Raw genomic sequence first — 24,063 nt, 5'->3', positions numbered from 1 at the left:
TTCAGACACCCGGGAGAACGCATGCAGACTTCCTCCAGCACGCTTGGCGAAGCCGTCGACGTCAAGACCCTTCGGCTGTGGCTCGCCGAGGGCAATACCCTGACAGTGGAAGTGCAGACGCTGGATCAAGGGCTTCATGTGGTTCGCCTGCATCACGCCGCAGGCATCAGTCGCCTGGTCGATGACAACGGCCAGTCCCTGAGTTTCACCGGCACCCAGTGGATCAGTCGCCTGCTGTTGCCGCTGGGGCTGACCCACGGCGTGCAGACCTGGGCGGAAGTGCAGGGTGAGATGATCGGCCTGCCCACGACGCCGATCGACAATGCCAGCCTGCTGGCCCATGGCACGCGCGTGGCCTTCCAGACCCGCTAGACGCTGCGGGCCACGCCTCTCCTCGCTTGACTTGCTCCCCTGCTCCTCGCTTGTCTTTCTCTTCGGCTCCCCTCTTGTCTTTCTTCGCCAATCATCAAGACGCCCCCACCAGCAGGCTGATGGGGGCGTCTTGTCATTCGGATTCTGTGCCTTATGCGGCTTTTCGGCTTACACAAGTGATGCCGCGTCACTCAATTGCGCCCTGCGAGCGTGGCAACTCTTCGCTCAGTGCGCCGCATCCGCGTTGGACTTCACGAACGCCTTGTAGCCATAAAGCTTGCGCGGGTTGTCGCGGAAGATCTTCTCGCGCATCTCGCGCTCCGGCAACCAGCGCTGCATCAGCTCGGCCAGGGTGTCCTCCTCCGGCATCTCGACGCCGATATAGGGATGCGGCCAGTCACTGCCCCACACCACGCGCTCCGGATTGGCCGCCACCAGCGCCCGCACCAGCGCCGTGACATCGGAGTAAGGCAAGCGACCACGCGTGGTCAGCCGGTAAGGCGCCGACAGCTTGACCCAGGTGCGCCCCTGCTTGAGCAGTCGACACAGCGCGGCAAAGCCGGGACATTCAGGGCCACGCGTGGCCGCCAGATGGCCCATGTGGTCGATCACCACCGGCACCGGCAAGCTGCCGAGGCGCGCTTCCATGTCACGAAAGGTCGAGACATCGATCAGACATTCCAGGTGCCACTTGAAGCGTGCCAGGCGATCCGCCAGCAGCACCACATCACGCCAGCGCAACCCGCCGGCGAAGATCAGGTTGAGGCGAACGCCACAGACACCCAGCTCGGAGAGCCGCTCAAGCTCGGCATCACTGATGTCGGGGGTGACAACCGCCACGCCACGGTAATCCAGCCCACGCTCACGACAGCTCTGCAGGCTGTCGCACAGCAGGCGATTGTCATAGCCATAGACACTGGGCTGTATCAGCACGCCGTGGCTGGCGCCCAGTGCATGATGCATCTCGAGTGCTTCATTGAGCCCCACGGGGGCCGGGTCATAGGTTCTGTCCGCCGCCAATGGGTAACGCACCGGGTCACCAAACAGGTGAAGGTGACAATCTATACTGCCCGCCGGCAACCGGAAGGTCAGGGGGTGTGGCAAGGGTCTGGGCGGCGTGGCGCGCGGCAGATCCTGCTCGACATGATTCCAGTCCATCGATGCGACTCCCTCGCGTAACCTCAATCATCAAGCCCGGGGCGACGTGACGCTCGATCGCCCATTGCCACGATACTGCGCCGCCCCTCTCGTTTCCAGACAAAAGCCTGCCGACGAAAAAGCGGCATGTCCGAAGACATGCCGCTTGAGGTATCAGGCGAGGCCTGATCGCTTGTCGAAGACGCTGACGTTCAGTCGAGGCGCTCGAACACGGTCGCGACGCCCTGGCCCATGCCGATGCACATGGTCGCCAGACCCAGGCGCGTGTTCTGCTGCTTCATGACGTTGAGCAGCGTGGTGCAGATACGCGAGCCGGAACAGCCCAACGGGTGGCCCAGTGCGATGGCGCCGCCGTTGAGGTTGACCGCCGTATCGACACGCTCCAGCAGGCCAAGGTCCTTGAGTACCGGAATCGACTGCGCCGCGAAGGCCTCATTGAGCTCGACGGTCTGGATGTCCTCGATGGTCAGGCCTGCCGCCTTGAGCGCCTGCTTGGAGGCCGGCACCGGCCCGTAACCCATGATGGAGGCGTCACAGCCTGCCACGCCAGTGGACAGCACGCGAGCGATGGGCTTGAGGCCCAGCGCTTCGGCGCGCTCGGCACTCATCACCGCCATGCCCGAGGCGCCCACCGACAGCGCGGAGGAGGTACCCGCCGTCACGCTGCCGCCCTTGGGATCGAACACCGGCTTGAGGTTGCCCATGGATTCCATGCTGGCATCGCCACGGATGACCTCATCACGGGTCACCATCACGCGACGCCCCTCGGCATCATGGCCCTCGACGCCGATGATCTCGTCATCGAAGCGACCTTCATCGGCGGCGGCCTGGGCACGCTGATGAGAGCGCACACCGAACTCATCCTGCTGCTCACGACTCACGCCATGCATCTTGCCGAGCAGTTCAGCGGTCAGGCCCATCATCATCGCCGCCTTGGCCGCATGCTTGCTGGCCGCCGGGTTGACGTCGACCCCGTGTGCCATCGGCACGTGCTCCATGTGCTCGACACCGCCGATGATATAGAAGTCACCCATGCCGGCCTTGATGTTGGCGGTGGCGATATGCAGGGCGCTCATCGAGGAGCCACACAGGCGGTTGACCGTCTGCGCCGGCACGGTACGCGGAATGCCGGTCATGATGGCGGCGTTGCGCGCGATGTTCATGGACTGCTCCAGGGTCTGGTTGACGCAGCCCCAGATGATGTCGTCGACCTCTGCCGGCACCAGGCCGGGATTGCGATCGAACAGCGCCTGCATCACCGCGGCGGACAGATTCTCGGCGCGCACGTGTCGGAAGGCGCCGTTCTTGGCCTTGGCCATGGCGGTACGCACGCCATCGACGATTACCACATCTCTCGGATTCAGATTCATTGTCTGGCTCCCTCATGGCCCTCGCTGTCGCGAGGGCCGAAAATTCTGGTCGGATAGTGCTGGCGGCCACTCGGGCGCTCAGCCATCAAAGGCTCAGGAGTAGAAGGCTTCGCCACGCTTGGCGCGCTCGCGCAGCGCCTCGGTCGGGCGATACAGCGGCCCCAGCTCATCGGCCAGGCTGTCGGCCAGCGCGACGAACTCGGCCACGCCCATGGCATCGACATAGCGCAGCGCGCCACCACGGAACGGCGGGAAACCGATGCCGTAGATCAAGGCCATGTCGGCCTCGGCCGGGCTGCCGACGATGTCGTCTTCCAGGCAGCGGATGGTTTCCATGCACAGCGGCACCATCATGCGCGCGATGATGTCTTCATCGGAGAACTCGCGCGTCTCGCTGACGACCTGTGCCACCAGCGCCTGAGCCTCATCATCCGCCAGCTTCTTCGGCTTGCCCTTGCGGTCTTCCTCGTAGCGGTAGAAGCCCAGATCGTTCTTCTGGCCGAGGCGCTGGTTGTCATACATCACCTGGATGGCCGTCTTGCCGTCTCGCGCCATGCGGTCCGGGAAGCCTTCCGCCATCACGGCATTGGCGTGTACCGCGGTATCCATGCCGACCACATCCAGCAGGTAGGCCGGACCCATCGGCCAGCCGAACTTCTCCATCACCTTGTCGACGCGCTGATAGTCGGCGCCCTTCTCGACCAGCAGGCTGAAGCCACCGAAGTAGGGGAACAGCACACGGTTGACCAGAAAGCCCGGGCAGTCGTTGACGACGATCGGCGTCTTGCCCATCTGGCGGGCATAGGCGACGGTCGCGGCGATGGCCGCATCGCTGGACTTCTCGCCACGGATGACCTCGACCAGCGGCATGCGGTGCACCGGGTTGAAGAAGTGCATGCCGCAGAAGTTCTCGGGACGCTTGAGCGACTCGGCCAGCCGCGTGATGGAGATGGTCGAGGTGTTGGAGGTCAGGATGGCGTCCTCGGCGACGTTGTCCTCGAGCTCGGCCAGCACAGAGGCCTTGACCTTGGGATTCTCGACCACCGCCTCGACGACCAGGTCCACATTGCCGAAGTCACCGTAGGACAGCGTCGGGCGGATGTTGGACAGGCCCTGCGCCATCTTCTCGGTGGTCAGCTTGCCGCGCTCGACGCCCTTGCCGAACAGCTTGCGAGCCTCCTTCAGGCCCAGTTCGATGGCCTCGCCATTGATGTCCTTCATCAGGATCGGCGTGCCCTTGCTGGCGCTCTGATAGGCGATGCCGCCGCCCATGATGCCGGCCCCCAGCACGGCAGCCTGCTTGATCTCGCTGGCCTGCTTCTCGTAACCCTTGGCCTTCTTCTTGACCACCTGATCGTTCATGAACAGGCCGACCAGATTGAAGGCCACGTCGGTCAGCGCCATCCTGGCGAAGGTCTTGGCCTCGATGGCCTGGGCACGCTCACGCGATTCCCCCGCGCCCTTCTGGATGACCTTGATGGCCTCCACCGGCGCCGGATAGTGCGGACCGGCCTTGCCGGCCACGAAGCCCTTGGCGGTCTCGAAGGCCATCATCTGCTCGATGGCATTGAGCTTGAGTGGCGAGGTCTTCTCGAGACGACGCGCCTGATAGTCCAGCTCGCCGGCGTTGGCACGCGCCAGAATGTCGAGTGCCGCCGCGTCCAGCTCGGCCACCGGCAGGACGGCATCGACGGCGCCCACTGCCAGCGCCTTGTCGGCACGGTTCTCGGTGCCACCACAGATCCACTCGATGGCGTTGTCTGCCCCGATCAGACGCGGCAGTCGTACACAGCCCGCCCAGCCCGGGATGATGCCGAGCTTGGTTTCCGGCAGGCCGATCTTGGCGCTGTCGGCCATGACCCGGAAATCGGTGGTCAGGGTGATCTCGCAGCCGCCGCCCAGCGCCAGCCCATTGATGGCAGTGACGGTGGGGAACGGCAGGTCTTCGATGGCATTGAAGATGCCATGGATGTTCATGTTCATGTCGATGAGGAAGGCTTCATCCTTCTCGAACATCTGATGGAACTCGGTGATGTCAGCACCGACCACGAACGCTTCCTTGGCGGAGCGGATGACCAGCCCCTTGAGATCGGACGTCGCCTTGATGGCCTCGACCGCCTCTCCCAGCTCCTTGAGTACGTAGCTGGCCAGCTTGTTGACCGATTCGCCTTCAAGGTCGAGGGTCAACAGGGCGATGGCGTCCTGATTGGCCTCGACGGTTAGCGTTTTGCCTGAATAGATCATCCACGGATCTCCACAAGAGAAAGAGGTGAAGGGGCTGCCCGGCGCTCGAGGGTCACTGCCATTTGGCGTTGGCCATGAGGGCGCTGGCAACCGGCCTCGCCGGACTCGCCGCTGGCAGAGGCACCGCGCGAGAGTCATCTCTCATCACAGCGCTTCATACAAGCGTTTGAATACAGCCAGCTTGGGCCAGTGACGGGCAAAGATCAAGCCTGCGGACATTAGCGAAAGGTCGGGGGTCACGGGCCGTCTGTATACTGGCCCGGGCAGACTGGCGCACGCCATCGACAGCCGATGTAGGCAAAGATCGACGCTACACCGCGCAAGGCAGCCGCGTTACCCTGAACGCTTTCCCAATCCGCAGGCTGGCCGCGACACCTCCTCGCGCGCCAGCGGCTTTCATAGGCCTCATCGATATCATGCTTTCATGAGCAGCACTCTCACCGCCCTGTATCTGCGCCTGACCGGCCTTGTCGAACGCACCAAGCGCTGGCACTGGCTATGGCCGCCCATCGGCTTCGCCGCCGGCATCTGCAGTTTCTTCCTCGTCAATCGTCAGCAATGGCTGGGTGGCATGCTGGCGCTGGGCATGATGCTGGCCTGGTTGATCCTGATCGCCGAAGGCCTGTGGAGCCGTCTGCGCCGCCATCGCGGCCAGAATGCCCTGCCCCGCAAGCTGGCGACCTTCGTGGCCCAGCTGATCCAGCAGGAGACACTGTGTTTCACGCTGCCGTTCTTCCTGGCGACCACCGACTGGGCCAGCGGCCAGGCGGGCTTCACGCTGCTGCTGTGCGGCGCGACCCTGCTGTCGATTCTCGATCCCTTCTACTACCGGCTGGCCGAGCGCCATCGCTGGCTGTACTTCGGCTTCCACGCCCTGTGCGTGTTCGTGGTGGTACTGGTCACCCTGCCCCTGCTGCTGGAACTGACCACGGGCGAGAGCCTGCTGGCCGCCTGTGCCGCCATGAGCCTGTTCGCGCTGCCCAGCGTCGCCAACCTGCGCATCGCGCGTGGGGTGGTCGGCGGTCTGGCGATGATCGGCATCAGCGTGATGCTCGGGGTAGGCGCATGGGGGGCACGCGCCTGGATTCCGCCCGCCACGCTGTGGATCAATGCCAGCAGCCTGTCGCCGGACTTCGATACCGCGGCGCGCGCACCGCGTGGCGAGATGCAGCTGACGCCTGCGCAACTCTCCGCCCGAGGTCTCTACGCCTTCACGGCCATCCGCGCGCCGCGCGGCCTGTCGGAGAAGGTCTATCACGTCTGGCGGCATGACGGCGAAGTCGTCGATCGCATCGCCCTGAACATCAACGGCGGGCGCAGCGAAGGCTACCGCGCCTGGACGCACAAGACCGCCTTCCCGCAGGGCAGCGAGGGCGAGTGGCGCATCGATGTCGAGACGATGAACGGACAGCGCATCGGCAGTCTGCGCTTCGTGGTCAGCGATGATCCGCAGCTGGCGACCCTGGCCGACAGCACCATCAGCCAGCCACCCGGCATCCCCGGCTGGCGTATCACCAACCTGATTCCGGGTTTGTGACAGTCGCCATCATGAGTCACTTTGCAAGCGGGAACGCTGAGTTACTCGACCTTGGACGTAAAATTCGTTCGCAGGCTTGTAATTATCCAGACTGCCTAGCATGCTGATGTGAAGGGCGGCGCGCACAAGGAATCAGTCTCATTCAGGTTTGAGTGATACTGGACGCGCGCCAATGACAAAAGCCCCTTCACATTTGCACTCAGCGGACGACCTATCCATGCATGAAGATATCGGACTCAAGCTTTCCCGCCTGCCGCGCCTGTGGCGCGCCATTCTGGACCAGCGACTGTCCCCACTAGGGCTGACCCAGACTCGCTGGATGACGCTGGTACACCTGTGGCGCATGGGCGATGGTCAGCCCCAATGTGATCTGGCTCGCTCCATCGGTATAGAAGCCCCATCGCTGGTTCGCACCCTGGACCAACTGACCGAACAGGGCCTGGTCGAGCGCCGTGCCTGTGAGGAAGACCGCCGCACCAAGCGCATCTTCCTGACCCGCAAGGCGCTGCCACTGATCGAGAAGATCGATGCCATCGCCGAGCAGACTCGCATCGAGATGCTCGAGGGTCTGAGCGAGGCGCAGGTCGATCAATTCTGTGAATGCCTGCGCGTCATGGAGCGCAATGGCCTGGAAATCTCCGAGAAGGTGCCGGAGAGCGCCTGAGCCTATACGCCGACCGGAAGTTGCCGGCCGCGCCAGCAGGACATGAGCGCAAGCGGGACATGAAAAAGCCCCCATCGAGTGACTCGATGGGGGCTTTTTTCTGCAGGCGGGCAGGCTGCGCGTGTCAGGCGTCCGGCATCTTCGGCTCGGTGCCCACCAGCGGTCGACGCTTGTGCGAGATAGGCGCCTTGTCGATCAACAACGCATGCAAGGCCTCGAATTCGCGCCGCCAGTCGTGGCAGCTCTCCACATCCAGACTCTCGCCCCACCACAGCGTCAGGCCGGAGAGCGACGACTCCAGCATCAGGGCATCCTCCGGCAGCGTGCGCGTGAAGCGCAGCAGGGCCGCGGCAACATCAGGGTCATCCGCCAGGCGACTCTCCTCGCGCCAGCGATAGCCCGGCACCGCCTCACGCAGGGCATCACTGGCCCATTCATCCTGCACCAGAATGAAGGGCGTGACATCGCGCTCGGTCGGCCAGGGGCGGCGGTAACCGACGATGCCCTTGGGCGCGTCAGAAAGCGCCGGCGCCTTGAGGTCCACCCGCATGCCATCGGCGATCACCGCCTTGCGGACCAGTGAAGTGCGCGTCTCGCGTTTGCTGGGGCGTAACCAGGTCAGCGGCGACAGCATCGCCAGCACGACAAAAATGATGATCAGCGCAGTCGTCATCGTCTATCCAACAGTTGTCTATTCAAGGGTTTCATCAAGCAGGACGTGGCGTGAAAGCGCAGGATAGGCTATGCAGCCCCGCAGTGTTGCGTATCACGCACTGCCATTACGTTGATGTAAGTCATTGTGTTCAAGGGGGCGGCAAGCCTAGCATGGAAGCAGGTGCACGACGCCACTCGAATGGCCAACCTCTGCGGGAGGACCTCAGGATGAGCAACGAATACAAGCATGTACTGGTCGCTGTCGACCTGACCAAGGATTCCCATCTGGTGCTGGAGCGGGCACTGCCGATCGCCAAGCGCAACGGCGCCAAGATTTCCATCATCCATACGCTGGAACCGCTGGGTTTTGCCTATGGCGGTGATATCCCGATGGACCTGACAAGCATCCAGGACCAGCTGGATTCCCACGCCCGTGAACGGCTTGGCGAGATTGCCTCCCCTCATGATATCGCCGCCGAAGACCAGTACGTGGTGGTCGGCATGCCGGACAGCGAGATTCATCGCTTCGCGGCCGAACACGACGTGGACCTGATCGTGGTCGGCTCACATGGTCGCCATGGCTTTGCGCTGCTGCTGGGCTCTACCTCCACGGGTGTCCTGCACGGTGCCCAGTGTGACGTGCTGGCGGTGCGCGTCGGCGCGGATGACAGCGAGGAATGATGGCGGCCGGCTAGACGACACCTCATGCCAGACGACACCTCACGTCGACGACATGTGAGGGACGACAAGAGGGCTGCCCATGGGCAGCCCTCTTGTGTGTTCAGCTGACGGGCTTTCTGCACCGCACGGTCATCAAGCATCGTCACTCATGACCGTACGTGCTCAAGACCGTCACTTGCGACTTCAGCCTTCCTGCATGGCCTCAAGTTCCATCCAGCGTTCCATCGTCTCTTCCAGCACCTGCTGCTTGTGGCTGAGCTTCTCCAGCGTGTTCTTCACCGCCTTGGCATCCCCGGTGTAGAACTCCGGTGCCGCGATCTCGGCTTCCAGCGTCGCGATCTCCGCTTCCAGCTTCTCGATGGTCGCCGGAATCAGGTCCAGCTCGCGCTGGAACTTGTAGGGCAGCTTGACCTTCTTGTTGGCCTGCTGCGCCTGGGCGGCCTCACGCTTGCGGCGCTCGTCTTCTGCCTGGGCATCACGACGGTGCTTTTCCTCGCGCTCACGCTCGACTTCCCACGGTGCCGGCGGCAGATGGCCGCCCTGACGTATCCAGTCGCTGTAGCCCCCGACATACGGCTTGACGACCCCGTCGCCCTCGAAGGCGAGGATGTTGGTGACCACGTTGTCCATGAAGGCACGGTCGTGGGAAACCAGCAGCACGGTGCCGTCGAAGTCGAGCAGCAGCTCCTCGAGCAGCTCCAGCGTCTCGACATCCAGGTCGTTGGTCGGCTCATCGAGCACCAGCACGTTGGCCGGCATGGTGAACAGACGCGCCAGCAGCAGGCGGTTGGACTCGCCCCCTGACAGGGAGCGAACCGGCTGACGCGCGCGGTCCGGCGTGAACAGGAAGTTCTGCAGGTAGCTCATCACGTGCATGTCACGCCCGCCGACCGTGACACGGTCGCTGCCGCGCGCCACGTTGTCGTAGACGGTGGCTTCCATGTCGAGGCCCTTGCGCAGCTGATCAAAGTAGGCGATCTGCAGCTTGGTGCCTTCGATGCGCTTGCCTTCGCTGGCTTCCAGCTGACCGAGCAGAATGTGCAGCAGCGTGGTCTTGCCCGCGCCGTTGCGCCCGAGCAGGCCGACCTTATCGCCGCGCTGGATCTCGACGCTCAAGTCACGGATGACCCACTGCTCCTGCGCCTCGTCGTAGCGATAGCTGACGTTCTCCAGCTCCACGACCCGCTTGCCGCTGCGCTCGGCGGAGTCGACGGCGATACGCGCACGGCCCTGCACTTCACGCCGCTGGCCACGCTCGGCACGCATCTTCTCCAGCGCACGCACACGGCCTTCATTGCGGGTACGACGCGCCTTGACCCCCTGGCGGATCCAGGTCTCTTCCTGGGCCAGTTTCTTGTCGAACTCGGAGTTCTCCTTGGCCTCGACATCCATCTCGTGCTGCTTCTGGGCCTGGTAGGCCGCGTAATCGCCCGGGTAACGCCCGAGACGGCCACGGTCCAGCTCCAGAATCTGGGTCGCGAGGCGCTTCAGGAAGGCCCTGTCGTGGGTGATGAACAGCACGGCGCCGGAGAAGGCCGCGACCTGCTCTTCCAGCCAGGCGATGGTATCGAGATCCAGATGGTTGGTCGGCTCATCGAGCAGCAGCAGGTCCGGGTCGGACACCAGCGCACGCGCCAGCGCGACACGACGACGCCAGCCGCCGGACAGGTCTTCCATCATGGTGTCTTCCGGCAGGCCCAGACGGATCAGCACGGTATCGATTCGCTGCTGGAACTGCCAGCCATCGACGCTTTCCAGCGCGACCTGCACGTGCTCGAGACGCTTGAGGTCCGGCTCCGGGTCGCTGATCAGGTGATGATATTCCGCCAGCAGCGCGCCCGCCTTCGGCAGGCCTTCAGCGACGATATCGAAGATGGTGCGTCCTTCGGCGGCCGGCAGGTCCTGCGAGAGCACGCCGATCTTGAGGCCCGGCGCCTTCCACAGCTCACCGGCATCGGCCTGGAATTCGCCGGTGATCAGCTTGAGCAGGGTCGACTTGCCGGTGCCGTTGCGGCCGACGAGCGCCAGACGCTCGCCGCGCTCGACGACAAGGTCCGCCCCGTTGAGCAAGACGTGATGGCCATAGGCCAGCTGAAGATTTTCCAGTCGTAACAATGCCATGTGCAGCAGCAACTCGTGACGGGTCCACGGCCGGGAAGGCCACGGAGGAAGTGGGAGTCAGGCGGACAGGCCGCCGCCAGCGACGCGCGCCGGAGAATGCTGCCATTCTACCCGAGGCGCAGCGTGCAGGCGATGGAAGACGCCGCAAGGGCTGAAAGACGCCGGCGCCTTGGGTAGAATGGCCGACCGCTTGAAATCACGTCACGTGCCCTGCACTGCCAAGGCTCGCCTGTCATACAGCGCTATCGAGTGCCAGGCCGACGGGCTGTTGTCAGGCCTTGCACTGTCATGTGTCTTCTCCCTCCCCGCGATCCCAAGGGTGTCCGATGTCCGCGCTTCCCCCGCATGCCGATCCTGCCTCCCTGCCCTACTATGATAGCGAGCGGCTGTCCGACGAGACGCTTGCCGCCTTGTGTGACGACCTTGAACTCGGCGAGGCCGATATCGCGGCCGCGCTGACGCTGCTGGCACCGGAGCTGCGTTTCGCCAGCCCCTCTGCGCTGGTCGACATCGGCGTCAACCTGACGCATGAGAGCTACGCGCGCGACATCGAGGGCACCTTGCTGCGAGCACGCGCGGCGGGCGTCAGCCAGCAGATTCTGACCGGCACCAGCCTGGATGGCTCGCGTGAGGCCCAGGCGCTGGCGGCACGCTATCGTGGCCTTTCTGCCACCGCCGGTGTGCATCCGCATGATGCCAGCCAGTGGAACGATGGCGTCGAACGCGGCATCCGGGAGCTACTGGCGCAGCCGGAGGTCGTCGCGGTGGGGGAATGTGGCCTCGATTTCAATCGCAACTTCTCGACGCCCGCCGAACAGGCCCGAGCGTTCGAAGCGCAGCTGACGCTGGCCGCCGAGTCAGGCCTGCCGCTGTTTCTGCATGAACGTGACGCCGGTCGCCGGATGCTCGAGATGCTCAAGCACTGGCGCGACGATATCAGTCACGCCGTCGTGCACTGCTTCACCGGTGAGCGCGAGACGCTCTACGGCTATCTCGATCTCGACCTGCACATCGGCCTGACCGGCTGGCTGTGTGATGAGCGCCGAGGCGAACACCTGCGCAGCCTGTGCCGCGAGATTCCCCTCGAACGCCTGATGCTGGAAACCGATTGCCCCTATCTGGTACCGCGCAATCTGCCCGCCAAGCTCAAGGGGCGCCGTCATGAACCCTCACTGCTGGTGTGGATCATGGCGGAGGTCGCGGCGCTGCGTGGTATCGACATGGAAGAACTCGCAGAGGCCACCACCGCCACTGCCACACGCTTCTTCCGCCTGTGATCGGCATCAACGACTTTCCCTGCACGCTTCCCTGCTCTGGACATCACCATGCACGAATATGAACCCGAAACAGGGGACTTCCCCGCCTTCATCGCCGTCGAGACCGGCGAGGACTCCAGTCTGCCGCTGGCCATCGCCTGGGCGCTGCCCGATGGCCAGATGAAGCATGTGCTGATCCAGCCGGATGATGAGTGGCTGGATGGCGAAATGCTGGAGCTGGGCGACTACAGCCTGGACGACCTGCGCAGCTTCGGCGTCAGCCCCCTCGATGTGCTCAAGGAGCTGGAGCAGGACTACTACCAGACCACGCTCTATACCACCGGCGTCATGGATGATGAGCAGGCACTGGCCCGCCTGTTCGACGCCTACAACATGGACCCCTTCATCGAGTTCGCGCCGGCGGAAGGCCTCTACTCCGAGCTTGCCCCGGGTGACTGGGCGCGCGAGCGCAACAACATGCTGTTCGAACAGGGCCTGCAGCCGTTCCGCCCGGACAACGAGGTGCTGGTGATGCTGGCCATCCATACCCGCCTGCGCGGTGATGGCGTGCGTGGCGAGCAAGACATCCAGGGCACTGGCCCGGATTACGAGATCGACTGGGAAGAAGACGTCTGATCAGACGCTCCTGCTCCTGACACGCAAACGCCCCGACAACCTTGCGGTTGTCGGGGCGTTTCTGTTCAAGCCTTGGCCTCTACGGCGCGGCTCAGCCGTTGGAGCGGCCACCACCGTTGCCACCGCTGGAGCGGTTGCGACCACCACGTGAACGGCGACGCGGACGCTCATCATTGCTCGGCGCATTCGGCGCACGGTTGCCGTTCACTTCCGGCTGCGGCGCGACGCGATTGCCATCGACTTCACGCTGCACCGGCGCACGATTGCCGCGGTTGTCATCATCGACACGCGCGGTCTGCTGAGGCTGGCCGCCAGTGCGCTGGCCGCCCGAGCGCGCGCCGCCATTGCCACGGCCTTCACCGGCAGGCTTGCTGCCAGTACGCTGGCCACCAGAACGCTGGCCGCCATTGCCACGGCCTTCACCGGCAGGCTTGCCGCCAGTGCGTTGGCCGCCAGAGCGCTGGCCACCACGCGGCTGACGCGGCTCACGTTCCGGCTCGACATCGATTTCCGGCACGAAACCTTCCACTTCGACGCGCTTGAGCTTGCCCTTGAGCAGACGCTCGATGCCGCCGAGTTCCTTGCGCTCATCGCTGGAGACCAGCGAGATGGCACGCCCACTGGCGCCGGCACGGCCGGTACGCCCGATACGGTGCACGTAGTCTTCCGGCACGTTGGGCAGTTCGTAGTTCACGACCTGTGGCAACTGCTCGATATCCAGACCACGCGCCGCGATGTCCGTCGCGACCAGCACGCGCACTTCGCCGTTCTTGAAGCCGGCCAGTGCCTTGGTACGCGCATTCTGGCTCTTGTTGCCGTGAATCGCCGCAGCACTGATGCCGGACTTCTCGAGCTTGGTCGCCAGACGGTTGGCACCGTGCTTGGTACGGGTGAAGACCAGCACCTGGTGCCAGTTTTCCTTGATGATCAGGTGCTTGAGCAGCGAAGGCTTGTGGCTTTTCTCCACGGTGTGGATATGCTGCTCGACCTTCTCGGCCGTGGTGTTGCGCGGGCTGGCTTCCACCGCCACCGGGTCATTCAGCAGCTTGTTGGCCATGCCGCGAATCTCATCGGAGAAGGTCGCGGAGAACAGCAGCGTCTGACGCTTGGTCGGCAGCAGCTTGAGCAGACGGCGGATGTCGTGGATGAAGCCCATGTCCAGCATGCGGTCCGCTTCATCCAGCACCAGCGTCTCGAGATCGGAGAAATCGATGGCCTTCTGGGAGTGCAGGTCCAGCAGGCGGCCCGGCGTGGCGGTCAGGATCTCGACGCCAGAGGACAGGCGGCTGATCTGCGGGTTGATCTTCACGCCACCGAATACCACGGCATTGCGCAGCTTCAGGTGACGGGAATAGGCAGTGACGTTCTCGTCGATCTGCGCGGCCAGTTCACGCGTAGGCGTGACGATCAAGGCCTTGATCTTGCGGGCACCCGCGGGAGCGCTCTGTGAGAGGCGCTCGACCAGCGGCAGGGCGAAACCGGCGGTCTTGCCGGTACCGGTGCGCGCGGCAGCCATCACATCACGGCCTTCCAGCACGGCAGGAATCGCACCTGCCTGGACGGGAGACGGCGTTGAATAGCCCATCTCGGCGATCGCTTTCAGGACAGGAGCGGACAGCCCCAGGGAGGCAAACGCCGGGACGGAATTGGCAGTAGTCTCAGTCATCAATATCTCTTCGGCTGACCGGCCACGTGCTGGTCGATCATTAAGGAATGGCGCCTGGCCGGGCACGTGCCGGGAGAGGGAGCGAGGCGTATCAGGCGCAGAGAAGAAAGAGTCGGTCAGAGGGACCTCATCCGGCTGCTGCCAGTCGCTCGCGTCAGGCGATGGCCCAGTCTACCATCTTCCGCCGTCGCCTGCAGAAACGCGCATCCGATGGGCTCAATGCCAGTGCAGCGGATAGCGGCGATGACGCGCCAGATTGTTGATCAACACCGCCAGCACCAGCATCGCCAAGCAGCCAAGCCCCACCGGCAACAGGGCGTACCAGTAGCCCAGCTCGTGCAGCGGCTGACCGCCGATCACCGCGATCAAGGCCGTGGCGCCGCCCGGCGGGTGCAGGGTGTGCGTCAGCTGCATGACCAGCAGTGCCACCGAGACCGCCATGGCCGCTGCCAGCCAGCCATCGCCCAGCCAGTGATAGCAGGCGACACCGACCAGTGCCGACAGCATGTTGCCGCCCAGCACATTGCGCGGCTGGGCCAGCGGACTGTGCGGCGCGCCGTAGAGCAGCACCGAGGTCGCGCCGAAGGACCCCACCAGCAACAGCGAGCTGACCGCCAGATAGTGCGAGGACAGCCAGCCGATCAGCGCCATGCCCAGAAAGGCCCCGAGCCATGACCACAGGGCATCGGCAACATGCGGCCTGCCCCGCTTCAGGGGGCCACCACGCATCTTGGCTACGTAAGGCTTGAGCATCGTGCGAACCATCTCCGGCGTTGTCCTGTCAGTGTCGAGCGCTGCACCCTAGGCGATCTCCACACGAGGAACAACTCCCGTTTGGCAATAAGCTGATGCCGACGCTGTCGCAGTCATGATTCGCTGCGCGAGGCCACGATGGTGCGCGAGATCACGATCACCGGCAGGATGCCGACCACCACGATCACCAGCGCCGGCAGCGCCGCCTGCTCGAGCATTTCATCCGAGGCGTACTGATAGACGTGGGTGGCGAGCGTGTCGAAGTTGAAGGGCCGCAGCAACAAGGTGGCCGGCAGCTCCTTCATGGCATCGACGAACACCACCAGCGCCGCGGTCAGCAAGCCGGGACGGATCAAGGGCAGGTGCACCCGGCGCAGTGTCGAGAAGGTGTTCTCGCCCAGCGAGCGCGCCGCCATGTCCATCGAGGGCGTGACCTTGTCGAGACTCGATTCGATGGAACCCGCGGCGACGGCGAGGAAGCGCACCACATAGGCGATGATGATCGCGCCCATCGTCCCCGTCAGCAGCAGACCGCTGGAGAACCCGAAGTTGGCGCGCAGGAAGCTGTCCAGCGCGTTGTCGAAACCGGACAGCGGCACCAGCACGCCCAGCCCCAGCACGGCCCCCGGCATGGCATAGCCGAGACTCGAGAGCTTGAGCGCCTGCTGTACGCTGGCGGTGCGATCCAGCCGCTTGGCGTAGGCCAGCAGCACCCCGATGATCAGCGTCAACACGGCAGCACTCACCGACAGCATCAGGCTATTGAGCGCGTAACCGGCGAAGTCCGGCGTCCACGACTCCTCGAAGTAGCGAATGGCATGCCGCGTCAGCAGCCCCACCGGCAACAGGAAGCCGAACAGCAGCGGCAGCAGGCAGGCCAGTGTCGCCAGTCCGGCGCGCCAGCCATGCAGGGTCGGACGACGATAGCGACGATAGCGATCGCCCTTGCCGAACTGACGCTGCCGGCGCCGGGCATGCCGTTCCAGCCAGATCAGCGTGACCACGAAGATCATCAGACACAGCGCGATCTGGGCCGCACCGCGCAGGCTGCCCATGTTGAGCCACACATTGAAGATGCCGGCGGTCAGCGAACGCACCGCGAAGTAATCGACGGTGCCGAAATCATTGAGCGCCTCCATCATCGCCAGCGCCAGACCGACGGCGATCGCCGGGCGTGCACTGGGCAACGCCACGCGCCAGAAGCTCTGCCAGCCATTGCAGCCCAGGGTGCGGCTGGCATCGCGCAGTGACGGTGATTGATCGAGAAATGCCGAGCGCGCCAGCATGAAGACATACGGAAACAGCACCAGCGACAGCATCAGGATGGCGCCACCCAGACTGCGTATCTCGGGGAAGTAGTAATCCTGCGGCGAGTCCCAGCCGAACAGCGCACGCAGCGCGCCCTGGAAGGGCCCGGCATACTCGAAGACATCGGTATAGATGTAGGCGATGACGTTGGCGGGAATCGCGAACGGCAGCAGCAATGACCACTCGAAGGTGCGCCGCAGCGGGAACTGATACATGGTGGTCAGCCACGCCGACACCACGCCCATGCTGCCGCTGAGCACCGCCACCCCGGCCACCAGCGCCAGACTCGTCATGACGTAGTCAGGCAGCACGGTGGAGACGAGGTGCGGCCAGATGCCGTCACCGGCCTGATCACTGCCATCATCGCCGAACAACGCCAGCCAGATGACGGCCAGCACCGGCATCACCACCAGCGCGGCGACCCCCCAGGCCGTCGCGAACCACCCCATGTGCGTGCCCAGGCGCCGCTGACGGCGCCTTATCGCCGCGTCTTCGGCGACTGACGTGCTGTGAGTCGCGCGCTCCAGGGCGAGCTCCGTCGCGCTGGTTGCCGTGCAGGCTTCCTCTTCAAGGCTCGCACCTCGCTTTGCCAACAGCCGCTTGCCTTGCGTCATCTGTTCTTCCTCACTGACCTGCCAACTGCAATTGCGTCTATTTTACATTGTTCACTCAAACGAAGAGGGGCTGTCGCATCGCGACAGCCCCTCTTCGTTCATGACATCCCACCCGATGGCTTACGCCAGCGGTGAATGCCGTTACTGGTTGAAGCCGACTTCATTGACCATCTGAGCAGCACGCTTGCGGTATTTGGCGACCTCGGTCAGCGAGAGGTCATCCTGCTTGAACTCGCCCCAGGACGTCAGCAGCTCCGAGCTTTCGGCAGCCGGGTTGGCCGGGTACTCGAAATTGACCTCGGCATACATGTGCTGGGCGGTCTTCTCGGTCAAGAAGCGCATCAGCTTGAGCGCATTCTCTTCGTGCGGCGCGTACTTGGTCATCGCCATGCCGGAGATGTTCATGTGCGTGCCGACACCGTTCTGGTCCGGGAACTCGATGCGTGCCTTCTCGGCCCACGGACGCTGCTCGTCGTTGTCGAGCATCTTGCCGTAGTAGTAGCTGTTGCCGATGGCCACGTCACAGACGTTGTCACGAATCGCCTTGATCTGATCGCGGTCCCCGCCCTGCGGCTTGCGCGCCAGGTTGTCCTTGAAGCCTTCCAGCCATTCGCGGGTCGCTTCCTCGCCGTTGTGGGCGATACGCGAGGCGATCAATGCCACGTTGTAGGGGTGATCACCGGCACGCGAACAGACACGGCCCTTGAGGCTCGGGTCCGCCAGGTCGTCATAGCTTGCGACCTGACCGGCCTCGAGGCGCTCGACGCTGGTGTAGAGCACGCGTGCACGGGTGGTGATACCGAACCACTGGTTGTCAGGACCGTGATACTGCTCGGGCAGGTTGGCTTCGATGACGTCGTCATTGACGCTCTTGACCAGCTCTTCGTCGACCAGCTCCTGCAGGCGACCGATATCCACCGTCAGCAGGACGTCAGCCGGCGTGTTGCGACCCTCACGCTTGAGACGCTCGGCCAGACCTTGCTTGGCGAATACCACGTTGACCTTGACGCCGGTCTCCTCGGTGAACTCCTTGAGGAACGGCTCGATCAGATAGGCCTGACGATAGGAGTAGACGTTCACCTCTTCCTGGGCTTGCGCCGGCATGGCCGTGACAGCCGTCACGCCGACCAGCGCACTCAACAACAGCTTGCGAGCGGAGGATGCAGAAATCATGGATACAGCAGTCATCGAATACCCCTGTTCAAGGTGTCCTGTCCTGGCGAGGACTGCCATGAGCAGACCTGCAGGTCAGTAAAAGCGGAACCATTGTGTCAATGCGAATCATTCTAATCACAAAGCCCTGACACCTGCAACGTGAGTGCAACGCTGATTTGCAGATAATGCAATCCCGCTCAGGGAGGTGAGTACCGGGAGGCAAGCCCAGCGGGCGACGCCACTGCCGCCTGGCATGCTCAGACAAGGCATCACGCCAGTCGGCCGTCCTCCCCCACCGCAGGCAACAGGGGCCTGGCATGGGCGATGGCCTGCTCAAGCGGCATCCCCTGCTGCCAGACACCGGCGAGTGCGTGGCGGAAGGCAGCGGCCCGGGCGGGCAGGCCGCGCTGCTCGACATCGACAGCGCGCTGCATCACACGTTGCGCGAAGGCGTCTCGATCCACCTCCAGCTCAAGATTGTCGACGCTGACATGAAACGGCTTGCCCACCGCCCGGTGAAACAGCAGCTCCAGCGCTTGCGGCGCGACCTCGACACTCTCGAAGGCACGCTGCTGCTCGGCGTCGCGGCCATCCGGCGCATACCAGTAGCCGTAATCTTCCTCGAGCCGCCGTCTGGCGCCTGCGATGCACCAATGGCTGATCTCATGCAGCGCGCTGGAAAAGAAGCCACGTGCCAGATAGATGCGGTGATAGCCAAGCTCTGATTCCGGGACATGCCTGCCTCCCCCTCGCATGCCGGCCGGAAGATACAGCGGCTCTTCGGGATCACAGCGCAGCAAGGTGTTGAAGGTGTCGCCGAACAGGCCGTCAAACAATGCCATCAAGGTGGCGAGGTCATGCGCACGACGGGGACTCCCGCTGGCGGAATCAGAGCAATGGACGGCAGGTAGGGACTCATGGGACGACACGGCAATTCTCGGCAAGCGCTGGCAGTGTGTGGGCATTCGATGGCGGCAGGAAAACCTGCTCTGTCGGATGGCTCATTGTACGTGGCTAGCGTATAGCGCGTCATTTCAGCTGACAGTGTCGCTTACAGCCGTGATAATTCATCAGCTTGCGTTCATGAAACCTGCTTATCTGCTAGGATGGCGCGCCAAGCAAGAATGATTCTCGATTACTAGCAGGAGCCTGCCGTGCCCCCCGCCGATTCATCCACCCCCTCCAAGCCTCAGACGGCCCCCGGTTCTCCGCCTCCGCCACTGATTCCCCGCGTCAGAGCGGAAACCTCACGCCTGCTGACCCTGGCGCTGCCGATCTGTGGCGCGCAGCTGGCTCAGGCAGGCATGAGTGCCGTGGACGTGTTGATGACGGGACGCTCCTCGGCCACGGACCTGGCAGCCGTGTCGGTGGGCTCAAGCCTGTGGGTGCCCCTGCTGCTGCTGATGGCGGGCACCCTGATGGGTCTGACGCCGGTGGTCGCGCAATTGATGGGGGGCAATCGCAGCGGTGAGGTGCGTGGCAACGTGCATCAATCGCTGTGGATCTCGCTGGTGCTCGGCAGCCTGTCCGGGCTTGCGCTGTGGTATCTGGCCGCGCCGATCTTCACCCTGATGGAGGTGCCTGAGGCCGTGGCCGAGCAGGCGACCCTCTATCTGATGGCCATCGCCTGGGGCATGCCGGGTGCCGCCTTCTATCAGGTCCTGCGCGCCTACTCGGACGGCATGAACCATACCCGCCCAGCACTGATCATCAGCCTGATCGGCCTGATATCGAACATCCCGCTCAATTACGTGCTGATCTACGGGTCTGCAGGCGTGGATGACCTGCTGGGGATCACCTTGCCAGGACTGTTGGGCGACATTCCGGCCATGGGCGCCGCCGGCTGCGGTATCGCCACCGGCCTTGCGATGTGGATCATGTGCCTGAGCATGTTCGCCTACACGCGTTACAGCAGCGCGTATCGCGCCGTGGCGCTGTGGTGCCAGCCCAGCGCCCCCCACTTCAAGCAGATGGGCGAACTGCTCAAGGTCGGCCTGCCGATCGGGATAGCGATCTTCTTCGAGGTCACTCTGTTCACGGTCATCGCCCTGTTCGTGGCCAGCTTCGGCGAGATCAAGGTCGCGGCCCACCAGGTCGCGCTCAACTTCACCTCGCTGCTGTTCATGCTGCCGCTGTCGATGGCGATGGCCCTGACCGTGCGCGTCGGCCACACCATCGGCCGCGGCGACATGCGCGAAGCACGTTTCGTGGCCTGGAATGGCGTGGCCTTCTCGCTGGTGGTGGCGCTGGTGAATGACATCGTGATCTGGGTACTGGCCGAGCCGGCCGTGGCGCTCTACACCAGCAACCTCAAGGTCCAGGCCCTGGCCATGACACTGATCACCCTGGCGATGCTCTATCAGGTCTCGGATTCCCTGCAGGTCGCGATGGCAGGCGCACTGCGCGGCTTCAAGGACACGCGCATCATCATGCTGATCACCATGTTCGCCTACTGGGTGGTCGGGCTGGGAGGCGGACACCTGCTGGGTGTCGGCAGTGAGGCCTTCCCGATCTCACCCTGGTCCATCGAGCAGATGGGCGTCTATGGCTACTGGATCGGCATGGTGGCCGGTCTGACCGTGGCGGCGCTGCTGCTCGGCTGGCGCCTGTGGATCATCGCGCGCCGTGGCGTGCGTGACGAGACATTGGCGAGCCAGTGATGCATGGCGGATAGCGCCGGCATCTCAGCCTGCATCCCAACAGGAAGCTCGGCCGGGATGCTGGGCTGACAGCTGCCTGAAACGCCTTGATGAGCAAGCCCCGCGACACCCGACAGGGTGACGCGGGGCTTTTGCGTTTAAACACGAAAAAGCTGATAGACGGTCATTTCGTCCAAGGAGGGGTTACCGTCAGGGCTCTGGCTGTGCTAATGGTTATTCAAGGCAGTGCTCTCTCGCTGACGACACACATGGCAGAAGCGAGAGAACGCACCAGCACACGCCGAGGACGATCGACAAGCTGCTGAGGAGGGTTCGTCATGGGCGTACCAGTATCTTCCCCCCGCTCCGCCAAGGTCATCGACCTGAGTGTCATGCGTGACAGGATGCGTGCACGACGTCGTATTCTCCGGCTGGCGCCGGAACACGACGGGTTGGAAATGCTCTATCAGCTCGACAGCGATCCGGACAGCTATTACAGCATTCCGGTACTGGCCTGGGGGCTGCGCGAGGATGGTGAAGTCGTCGGCATGGTGCCGTGGATGGAGGGGCTGATGCCCTGCCACGAGCTGGAAGACCCCCAGCAGGGGCATTTCGTCGGCTATCGCGACCCGGAAACCGACGAAGTCTTCATGCTGGCGCCTGACCACAAGGTGTTCGAGCTCGAACATGCCGCGGCCTATTACGACTATGAAGTCTCGGACAAGACGACGCTGCTCCAGCAACTGCCGGACACGCTGGGTACCCACGCGCTGTGCATGACCAACGGCGAGACACAGTGGCAGCTCAAGCAGGTCTTCGGCTGGCGTCTCTACAGCGATGGCAACATCGAGGCCTTGCTGGTCGATGAAGCTCGCGTCACCCAGACACCGGTGCTGGCCGGTGACGACTGCCTGTACCCGGGGCGCAGTCGGCATGATGTGGTCTATTTCTTCCAGCGCGCCATCGCCAATCAGATTCGCGAGCAGGACCCCGCGACGCTGGAGGCTCTCGCGCTGATGATGACCGGCGAGAGCGACCAGGTCTGCGTCGAGGTCCATGACCGTGAAGCCTGAGGGCCAGTCATGGCCAACGACTCAGCGGCTGCGGATGGAGCTCAACTGATGCGGATGTAATACAGGAACTGTTCCGGCGTCTCGTGGCTCAGTTCCAGGGTGTGGCCGAGAAAGGCGCAGAACTTGGGCACATCACGGGTGGTGGCAGGGTCGGTCGCCACTACCCGCAACAGGTCACCCGAGGCAAGCTCACGCACCTTGTTGTGCAGCATCATGATGGGTTCCGGGCAATACAGGCCACTGGTTTCCAGCTCGGCATCGGCCTCGGGCAATGTGATATCGGTCATCGAAGACTCCTGACAATCCTGCCGCCCTGGCTGGCGGCACGTACAAAAAAGGGGAGACAGGCATGATCAAGGTTCTGATCGAACGGCATATCATGCCGGGACTGGAACAGGATTACGAACAGGCCTCGCGTGAAGTCGTACGCGAGGCTACGCATGTCCCGGGCTTCATCTCGGGCGAGAACCTGATGGAAACCGGCCGCGCGGGTCACCGCATCCTGATCACCTCATGGCGCGATGCACGAGCGTGGCAGGAATGGTCGGTCAGTCCGGCCAGAGATCGCATGATGGCGCGCCTGGCGCCCATGCTATCCCAACCGGAGCGGATAATCCTGCTGGAGCATACTTGAGCGCGCCTCTCCGGCGAGCGAAGTCATCAGGCGCCCCATACAAGAACCCCACGACCTGGGCAGGCCGTGGGGTTCTTGTATGGGCCATGTGCCACTCGTGCATGCTGATTGAGCAACAGCCAATCAGTGCGTGATGCGCACGTGCACAGTGACCTCTTCACGGTCGTGATACAGATGACGACAGCGAATCTCGGCACCGACGTTGGAACGCTCGAGACTGGCGGCCAGATAGTCGAGGCAGCGAGAGACTTCCTTCCAGCGCTGCTTCATCGGCAGCTTGAGGTTGAAGACGGCCTCGTTGCACCAGCGCTTCTTCAGCCAGCGCTCGACCATCTCGGTCACACGAATCGGCTTGTCGACGATATCGCAGACCAGCCAATCCAGGCGCAGCGGTGGCTCCCAGGTGAAGCCATCTTCCTTGAGATGCTCGACCTGCCCTGTCGCCATCAGGTCCTTGTTCATCGGGCCATTGTCGATCGCGAACACGAACATGCCCTTCTCGACCAGCTGGAAGGTCCAGCCACCCGGGGCGGCACCAAGATCCGCTGCCTGCATGCCAGTGGCGATGCGACGCTCCCACTGATCGCGCGGCACGAATTCGTGCCACGCCTCTTCCAGCTTGAGCGTGGAGCGGCTGGGCGCACGACTCGGCGAACGCAGGTGACGAATGCCATTGGCATATTCGCTGCGGTTGCCCGGGAAGCTCATGCCCAGCTGGACTTCATCGCCATCCGTCCAGAAGACATGCAACGCCCGACCACCGGCCTTGCGGCGCAGGGCGCCCCGCTTCTTGAGCGCGGACTCCAGCGGGCGACCGACGGCCTTGCCCAGCCCCGACAGCGCCTTACCATCATTGGTATCCGGCATCTCGTGGCGGATCTCCTCGAAGCTCCAGCCGGCGTCGACCACCTGCTGCAGAATCGGCGAGACACGATTCTCCCGCGACATGCCGACCAGCGGCTCCAGTGCCACCAGTGTCTGACGAGCGAAGACCAACGCCTGTAGCGGCATGTCACGATGCAGGGCGTTGGCGGGCTCATCACCCGTCACCACATAACGCACGAAGCCACTGTCGCGTGCCGCAATCGGATAACCCGGCGTGCCGATATACGCCGCTTTCTCGCTGACTTCTGAGGCCAGGTCGGCCTCGAAGCCAGGGCGGCAATACAGCAACAGTTCTTGAGGTTGCATCATCATCTCCAATACAGAAGGCTGGGGAGTCTAGCTTCTCGCCGCTGCCTTCTACAAGCGTGCATGTACGTGATGGGGCTGTGACAACGCTCAGGCCGTCGTCATGGGCGCAGCAGACGCCTCACGAAGCGCGTACATCTCTTGCTTTGCGCAACTTTTCTCACCACAAAGAGAACCGCCCCTGCAGCAAGGCTGCAGGGGCGGTTCAGTATAAGTGCCTGACGATGACCTACTCTCACATGGAGAAACTCCACACTACCATCGGCGCTAAGCGGTTTCACTTCCGAGTTCGGCATGGGATCGGGTGGTTCACGCTCGCTATGGTCGTCAGGCGAAA

The 24,063-nt window shown here is 63.5% G+C and carries 21 protein-coding genes and 1 rRNA gene; 9 read left to right on the top strand and 13 right to left on the bottom strand.

The window, feature by feature from the left end:
* Positions 1–21: 21 nt before the first annotated feature.
* Entirely contained in the window at positions 22–372 is a 351-nt protein-coding gene (locus IZU87_RS11360; RefSeq protein WP_213114575.1) for a hypothetical protein, read from the top strand.
* A 225-nt stretch (positions 373–597) separates the two neighbouring features.
* Here the strand turns inward: IZU87_RS11360 and IZU87_RS11355 are convergent, their stop codons facing one another.
* The 3 genes from IZU87_RS11355 to fadB all read right to left on the bottom strand — a co-directional run bounded on the left by IZU87_RS11355 (position 598) and on the right by fadB (position 5,144).
* Entirely contained in the window at positions 598–1,530 is a 933-nt protein-coding gene (locus IZU87_RS11355) for an amidohydrolase family protein (RefSeq protein ID WP_213114574.1), read from the bottom strand.
* Between the two features lie 191 nt (positions 1,531–1,721).
* Positions 1,722–2,900 carry an acetyl-CoA C-acyltransferase FadA gene (fadA, locus tag IZU87_RS11350; protein WP_043335293.1) on the bottom strand — a complete coding sequence of 393 codons (1,179 nt, stop codon included), beginning with the start codon at positions 2,898–2,900 and terminating at the stop codon, positions 1,722–1,724.
* A 93-nt stretch (positions 2,901–2,993) separates the two neighbouring features.
* Complete coding sequence (gene fadB / locus IZU87_RS11345) at positions 2,994–5,144, bottom strand: fatty acid oxidation complex subunit alpha FadB (protein WP_213114573.1); 2,151 nt, start codon at positions 5,142–5,144, stop codon at positions 2,994–2,996.
* 424 nt (positions 5,145–5,568) lie between these two features.
* Between fadB and IZU87_RS11340 the strand changes: the two genes are divergently transcribed.
* Together IZU87_RS11340 and slyA are read left to right on the top strand one after the other, a co-directional pair.
* Entirely contained in the window at positions 5,569–6,681 is a 1,113-nt protein-coding gene (locus tag IZU87_RS11340) for a DUF5924 family protein (protein ID WP_192838300.1), read from the top strand.
* 217 nt (positions 6,682–6,898) lie between these two features.
* A complete protein-coding gene (gene slyA / locus IZU87_RS11335) occupies positions 6,899–7,345 on the top strand; it encodes a transcriptional regulator SlyA (RefSeq protein ID WP_043335305.1) in 447 nt (148 codons plus the stop codon).
* A gap of 124 nt (positions 7,346–7,469) precedes the next feature.
* Here the strand turns inward: slyA and IZU87_RS11330 are convergent, their stop codons facing one another.
* On the bottom strand, positions 7,470–8,018 hold the full coding sequence (locus tag IZU87_RS11330) for a hypothetical protein (protein ID WP_054555152.1): 549 nt from the start codon (positions 8,016–8,018) through the stop codon (positions 7,470–7,472).
* Positions 8,019–8,227: 209 nt separating this feature from the next.
* Between IZU87_RS11330 and IZU87_RS11325 the strand changes: the two genes are divergently transcribed.
* Complete coding sequence (locus IZU87_RS11325) at positions 8,228–8,680, top strand: universal stress protein (RefSeq protein ID WP_043335309.1); 453 nt, start codon at positions 8,228–8,230, stop codon at positions 8,678–8,680.
* A 183-nt stretch (positions 8,681–8,863) separates the two neighbouring features.
* Here IZU87_RS11325 and IZU87_RS11320 read toward each other — a convergent pair whose 3' ends face one another.
* On the bottom strand, positions 8,864–10,801 hold the full coding sequence (locus tag IZU87_RS11320; protein WP_213114572.1) for an ATP-binding cassette domain-containing protein: 1,938 nt from the start codon (positions 10,799–10,801) through the stop codon (positions 8,864–8,866).
* A 326-nt stretch (positions 10,802–11,127) separates the two neighbouring features.
* Here IZU87_RS11320 and IZU87_RS11315 point away from each other — a divergent pair, with 326 nt between their 5' ends.
* Complete coding sequence (locus tag IZU87_RS11315; protein ID WP_213114571.1) at positions 11,128–12,078, top strand: TatD family hydrolase; 951 nt, start codon at positions 11,128–11,130, stop codon at positions 12,076–12,078.
* A 48-nt stretch (positions 12,079–12,126) separates the two neighbouring features.
* Entirely contained in the window at positions 12,127–12,693 is a 567-nt protein-coding gene (locus IZU87_RS11310; protein WP_249330554.1) for a hypothetical protein, read from the top strand.
* Between the two features lie 91 nt (positions 12,694–12,784).
* Here the strand turns inward: IZU87_RS11310 and IZU87_RS11305 are convergent, their stop codons facing one another.
* From IZU87_RS11305 to IZU87_RS11285, 5 genes are all read right to left on the bottom strand, one after another.
* Complete coding sequence (locus tag IZU87_RS11305) at positions 12,785–14,359, bottom strand: DEAD/DEAH box helicase (protein WP_213114570.1); 1,575 nt, start codon at positions 14,357–14,359, stop codon at positions 12,785–12,787.
* 216 nt (positions 14,360–14,575) lie between these two features.
* Positions 14,576–15,112 carry an HPP family protein gene (locus tag IZU87_RS11300; RefSeq protein WP_043335366.1) on the bottom strand — a complete coding sequence of 179 codons (537 nt, stop codon included), beginning with the start codon at positions 15,110–15,112 and terminating at the stop codon, positions 14,576–14,578.
* Between the two features lie 113 nt (positions 15,113–15,225).
* Positions 15,226–17,034 (bottom strand): ABC transporter permease, encoded by a 1,809-nt coding sequence (locus tag IZU87_RS11295; RefSeq protein WP_249330553.1) that lies wholly within the window; start codon positions 17,032–17,034, stop codon positions 15,226–15,228.
* 141 nt (positions 17,035–17,175) lie between these two features.
* Positions 17,176–18,222: a Fe(3+) ABC transporter substrate-binding protein gene (locus IZU87_RS11290; RefSeq protein WP_225347558.1), complete on the bottom strand. Its 1,047-nt coding sequence runs from the start codon at positions 18,220–18,222 to the stop codon at positions 17,176–17,178.
* A 236-nt stretch (positions 18,223–18,458) separates the two neighbouring features.
* Positions 18,459–19,031, bottom strand: a complete 573-nt coding sequence (locus IZU87_RS11285) for an elongation factor P hydroxylase (protein WP_249330552.1) — start codon at positions 19,029–19,031, stop codon at positions 18,459–18,461.
* A 378-nt stretch (positions 19,032–19,409) separates the two neighbouring features.
* Between IZU87_RS11285 and IZU87_RS11280 the strand changes: the two genes are divergently transcribed.
* Positions 19,410–20,849, top strand: a complete 1,440-nt coding sequence (locus IZU87_RS11280) for an MATE family efflux transporter (protein WP_249330555.1) — start codon at positions 19,410–19,412, stop codon at positions 20,847–20,849.
* Positions 20,850–21,166: 317 nt separating this feature from the next.
* Entirely contained in the window at positions 21,167–21,901 is a 735-nt protein-coding gene (locus IZU87_RS11275) for a hypothetical protein (protein ID WP_052384769.1), read from the top strand.
* 41 nt (positions 21,902–21,942) lie between these two features.
* Here IZU87_RS11275 and tusA read toward each other — a convergent pair whose 3' ends face one another.
* A complete protein-coding gene (gene tusA, locus IZU87_RS11270) occupies positions 21,943–22,188 on the bottom strand; it encodes a sulfurtransferase TusA (protein WP_054555155.1) in 246 nt (81 codons plus the stop codon).
* Between the two features lie 62 nt (positions 22,189–22,250).
* Between tusA and IZU87_RS11265 the strand changes: the two genes are divergently transcribed.
* A complete protein-coding gene (locus tag IZU87_RS11265) occupies positions 22,251–22,535 on the top strand; it encodes an antibiotic biosynthesis monooxygenase family protein (RefSeq protein ID WP_043335322.1) in 285 nt (94 codons plus the stop codon).
* Between the two features lie 123 nt (positions 22,536–22,658).
* Here IZU87_RS11265 and rlmM read toward each other — a convergent pair whose 3' ends face one another.
* Positions 22,659–23,732, bottom strand: a complete 1,074-nt coding sequence (gene rlmM / locus IZU87_RS11260) for a 23S rRNA (cytidine(2498)-2'-O)-methyltransferase RlmM (RefSeq protein WP_043335379.1) — start codon at positions 23,730–23,732, stop codon at positions 22,659–22,661.
* Between the two features lie 210 nt (positions 23,733–23,942).
* A 5S ribosomal RNA gene (gene rrf / locus IZU87_RS11255) occupies positions 23,943–24,058 on the bottom strand.
* Positions 24,059–24,063: the final 5 nt, after the last annotated feature.

The organism is Cobetia sp. MC34, assembly GCF_018340035.1.
GTDB classification, from domain to species: Bacteria; Pseudomonadota; Gammaproteobacteria; order Pseudomonadales; family Halomonadaceae; genus Cobetia; species Cobetia amphilecti.
This window is presented reverse-complemented; position numbering and strand designations above follow the sequence as displayed.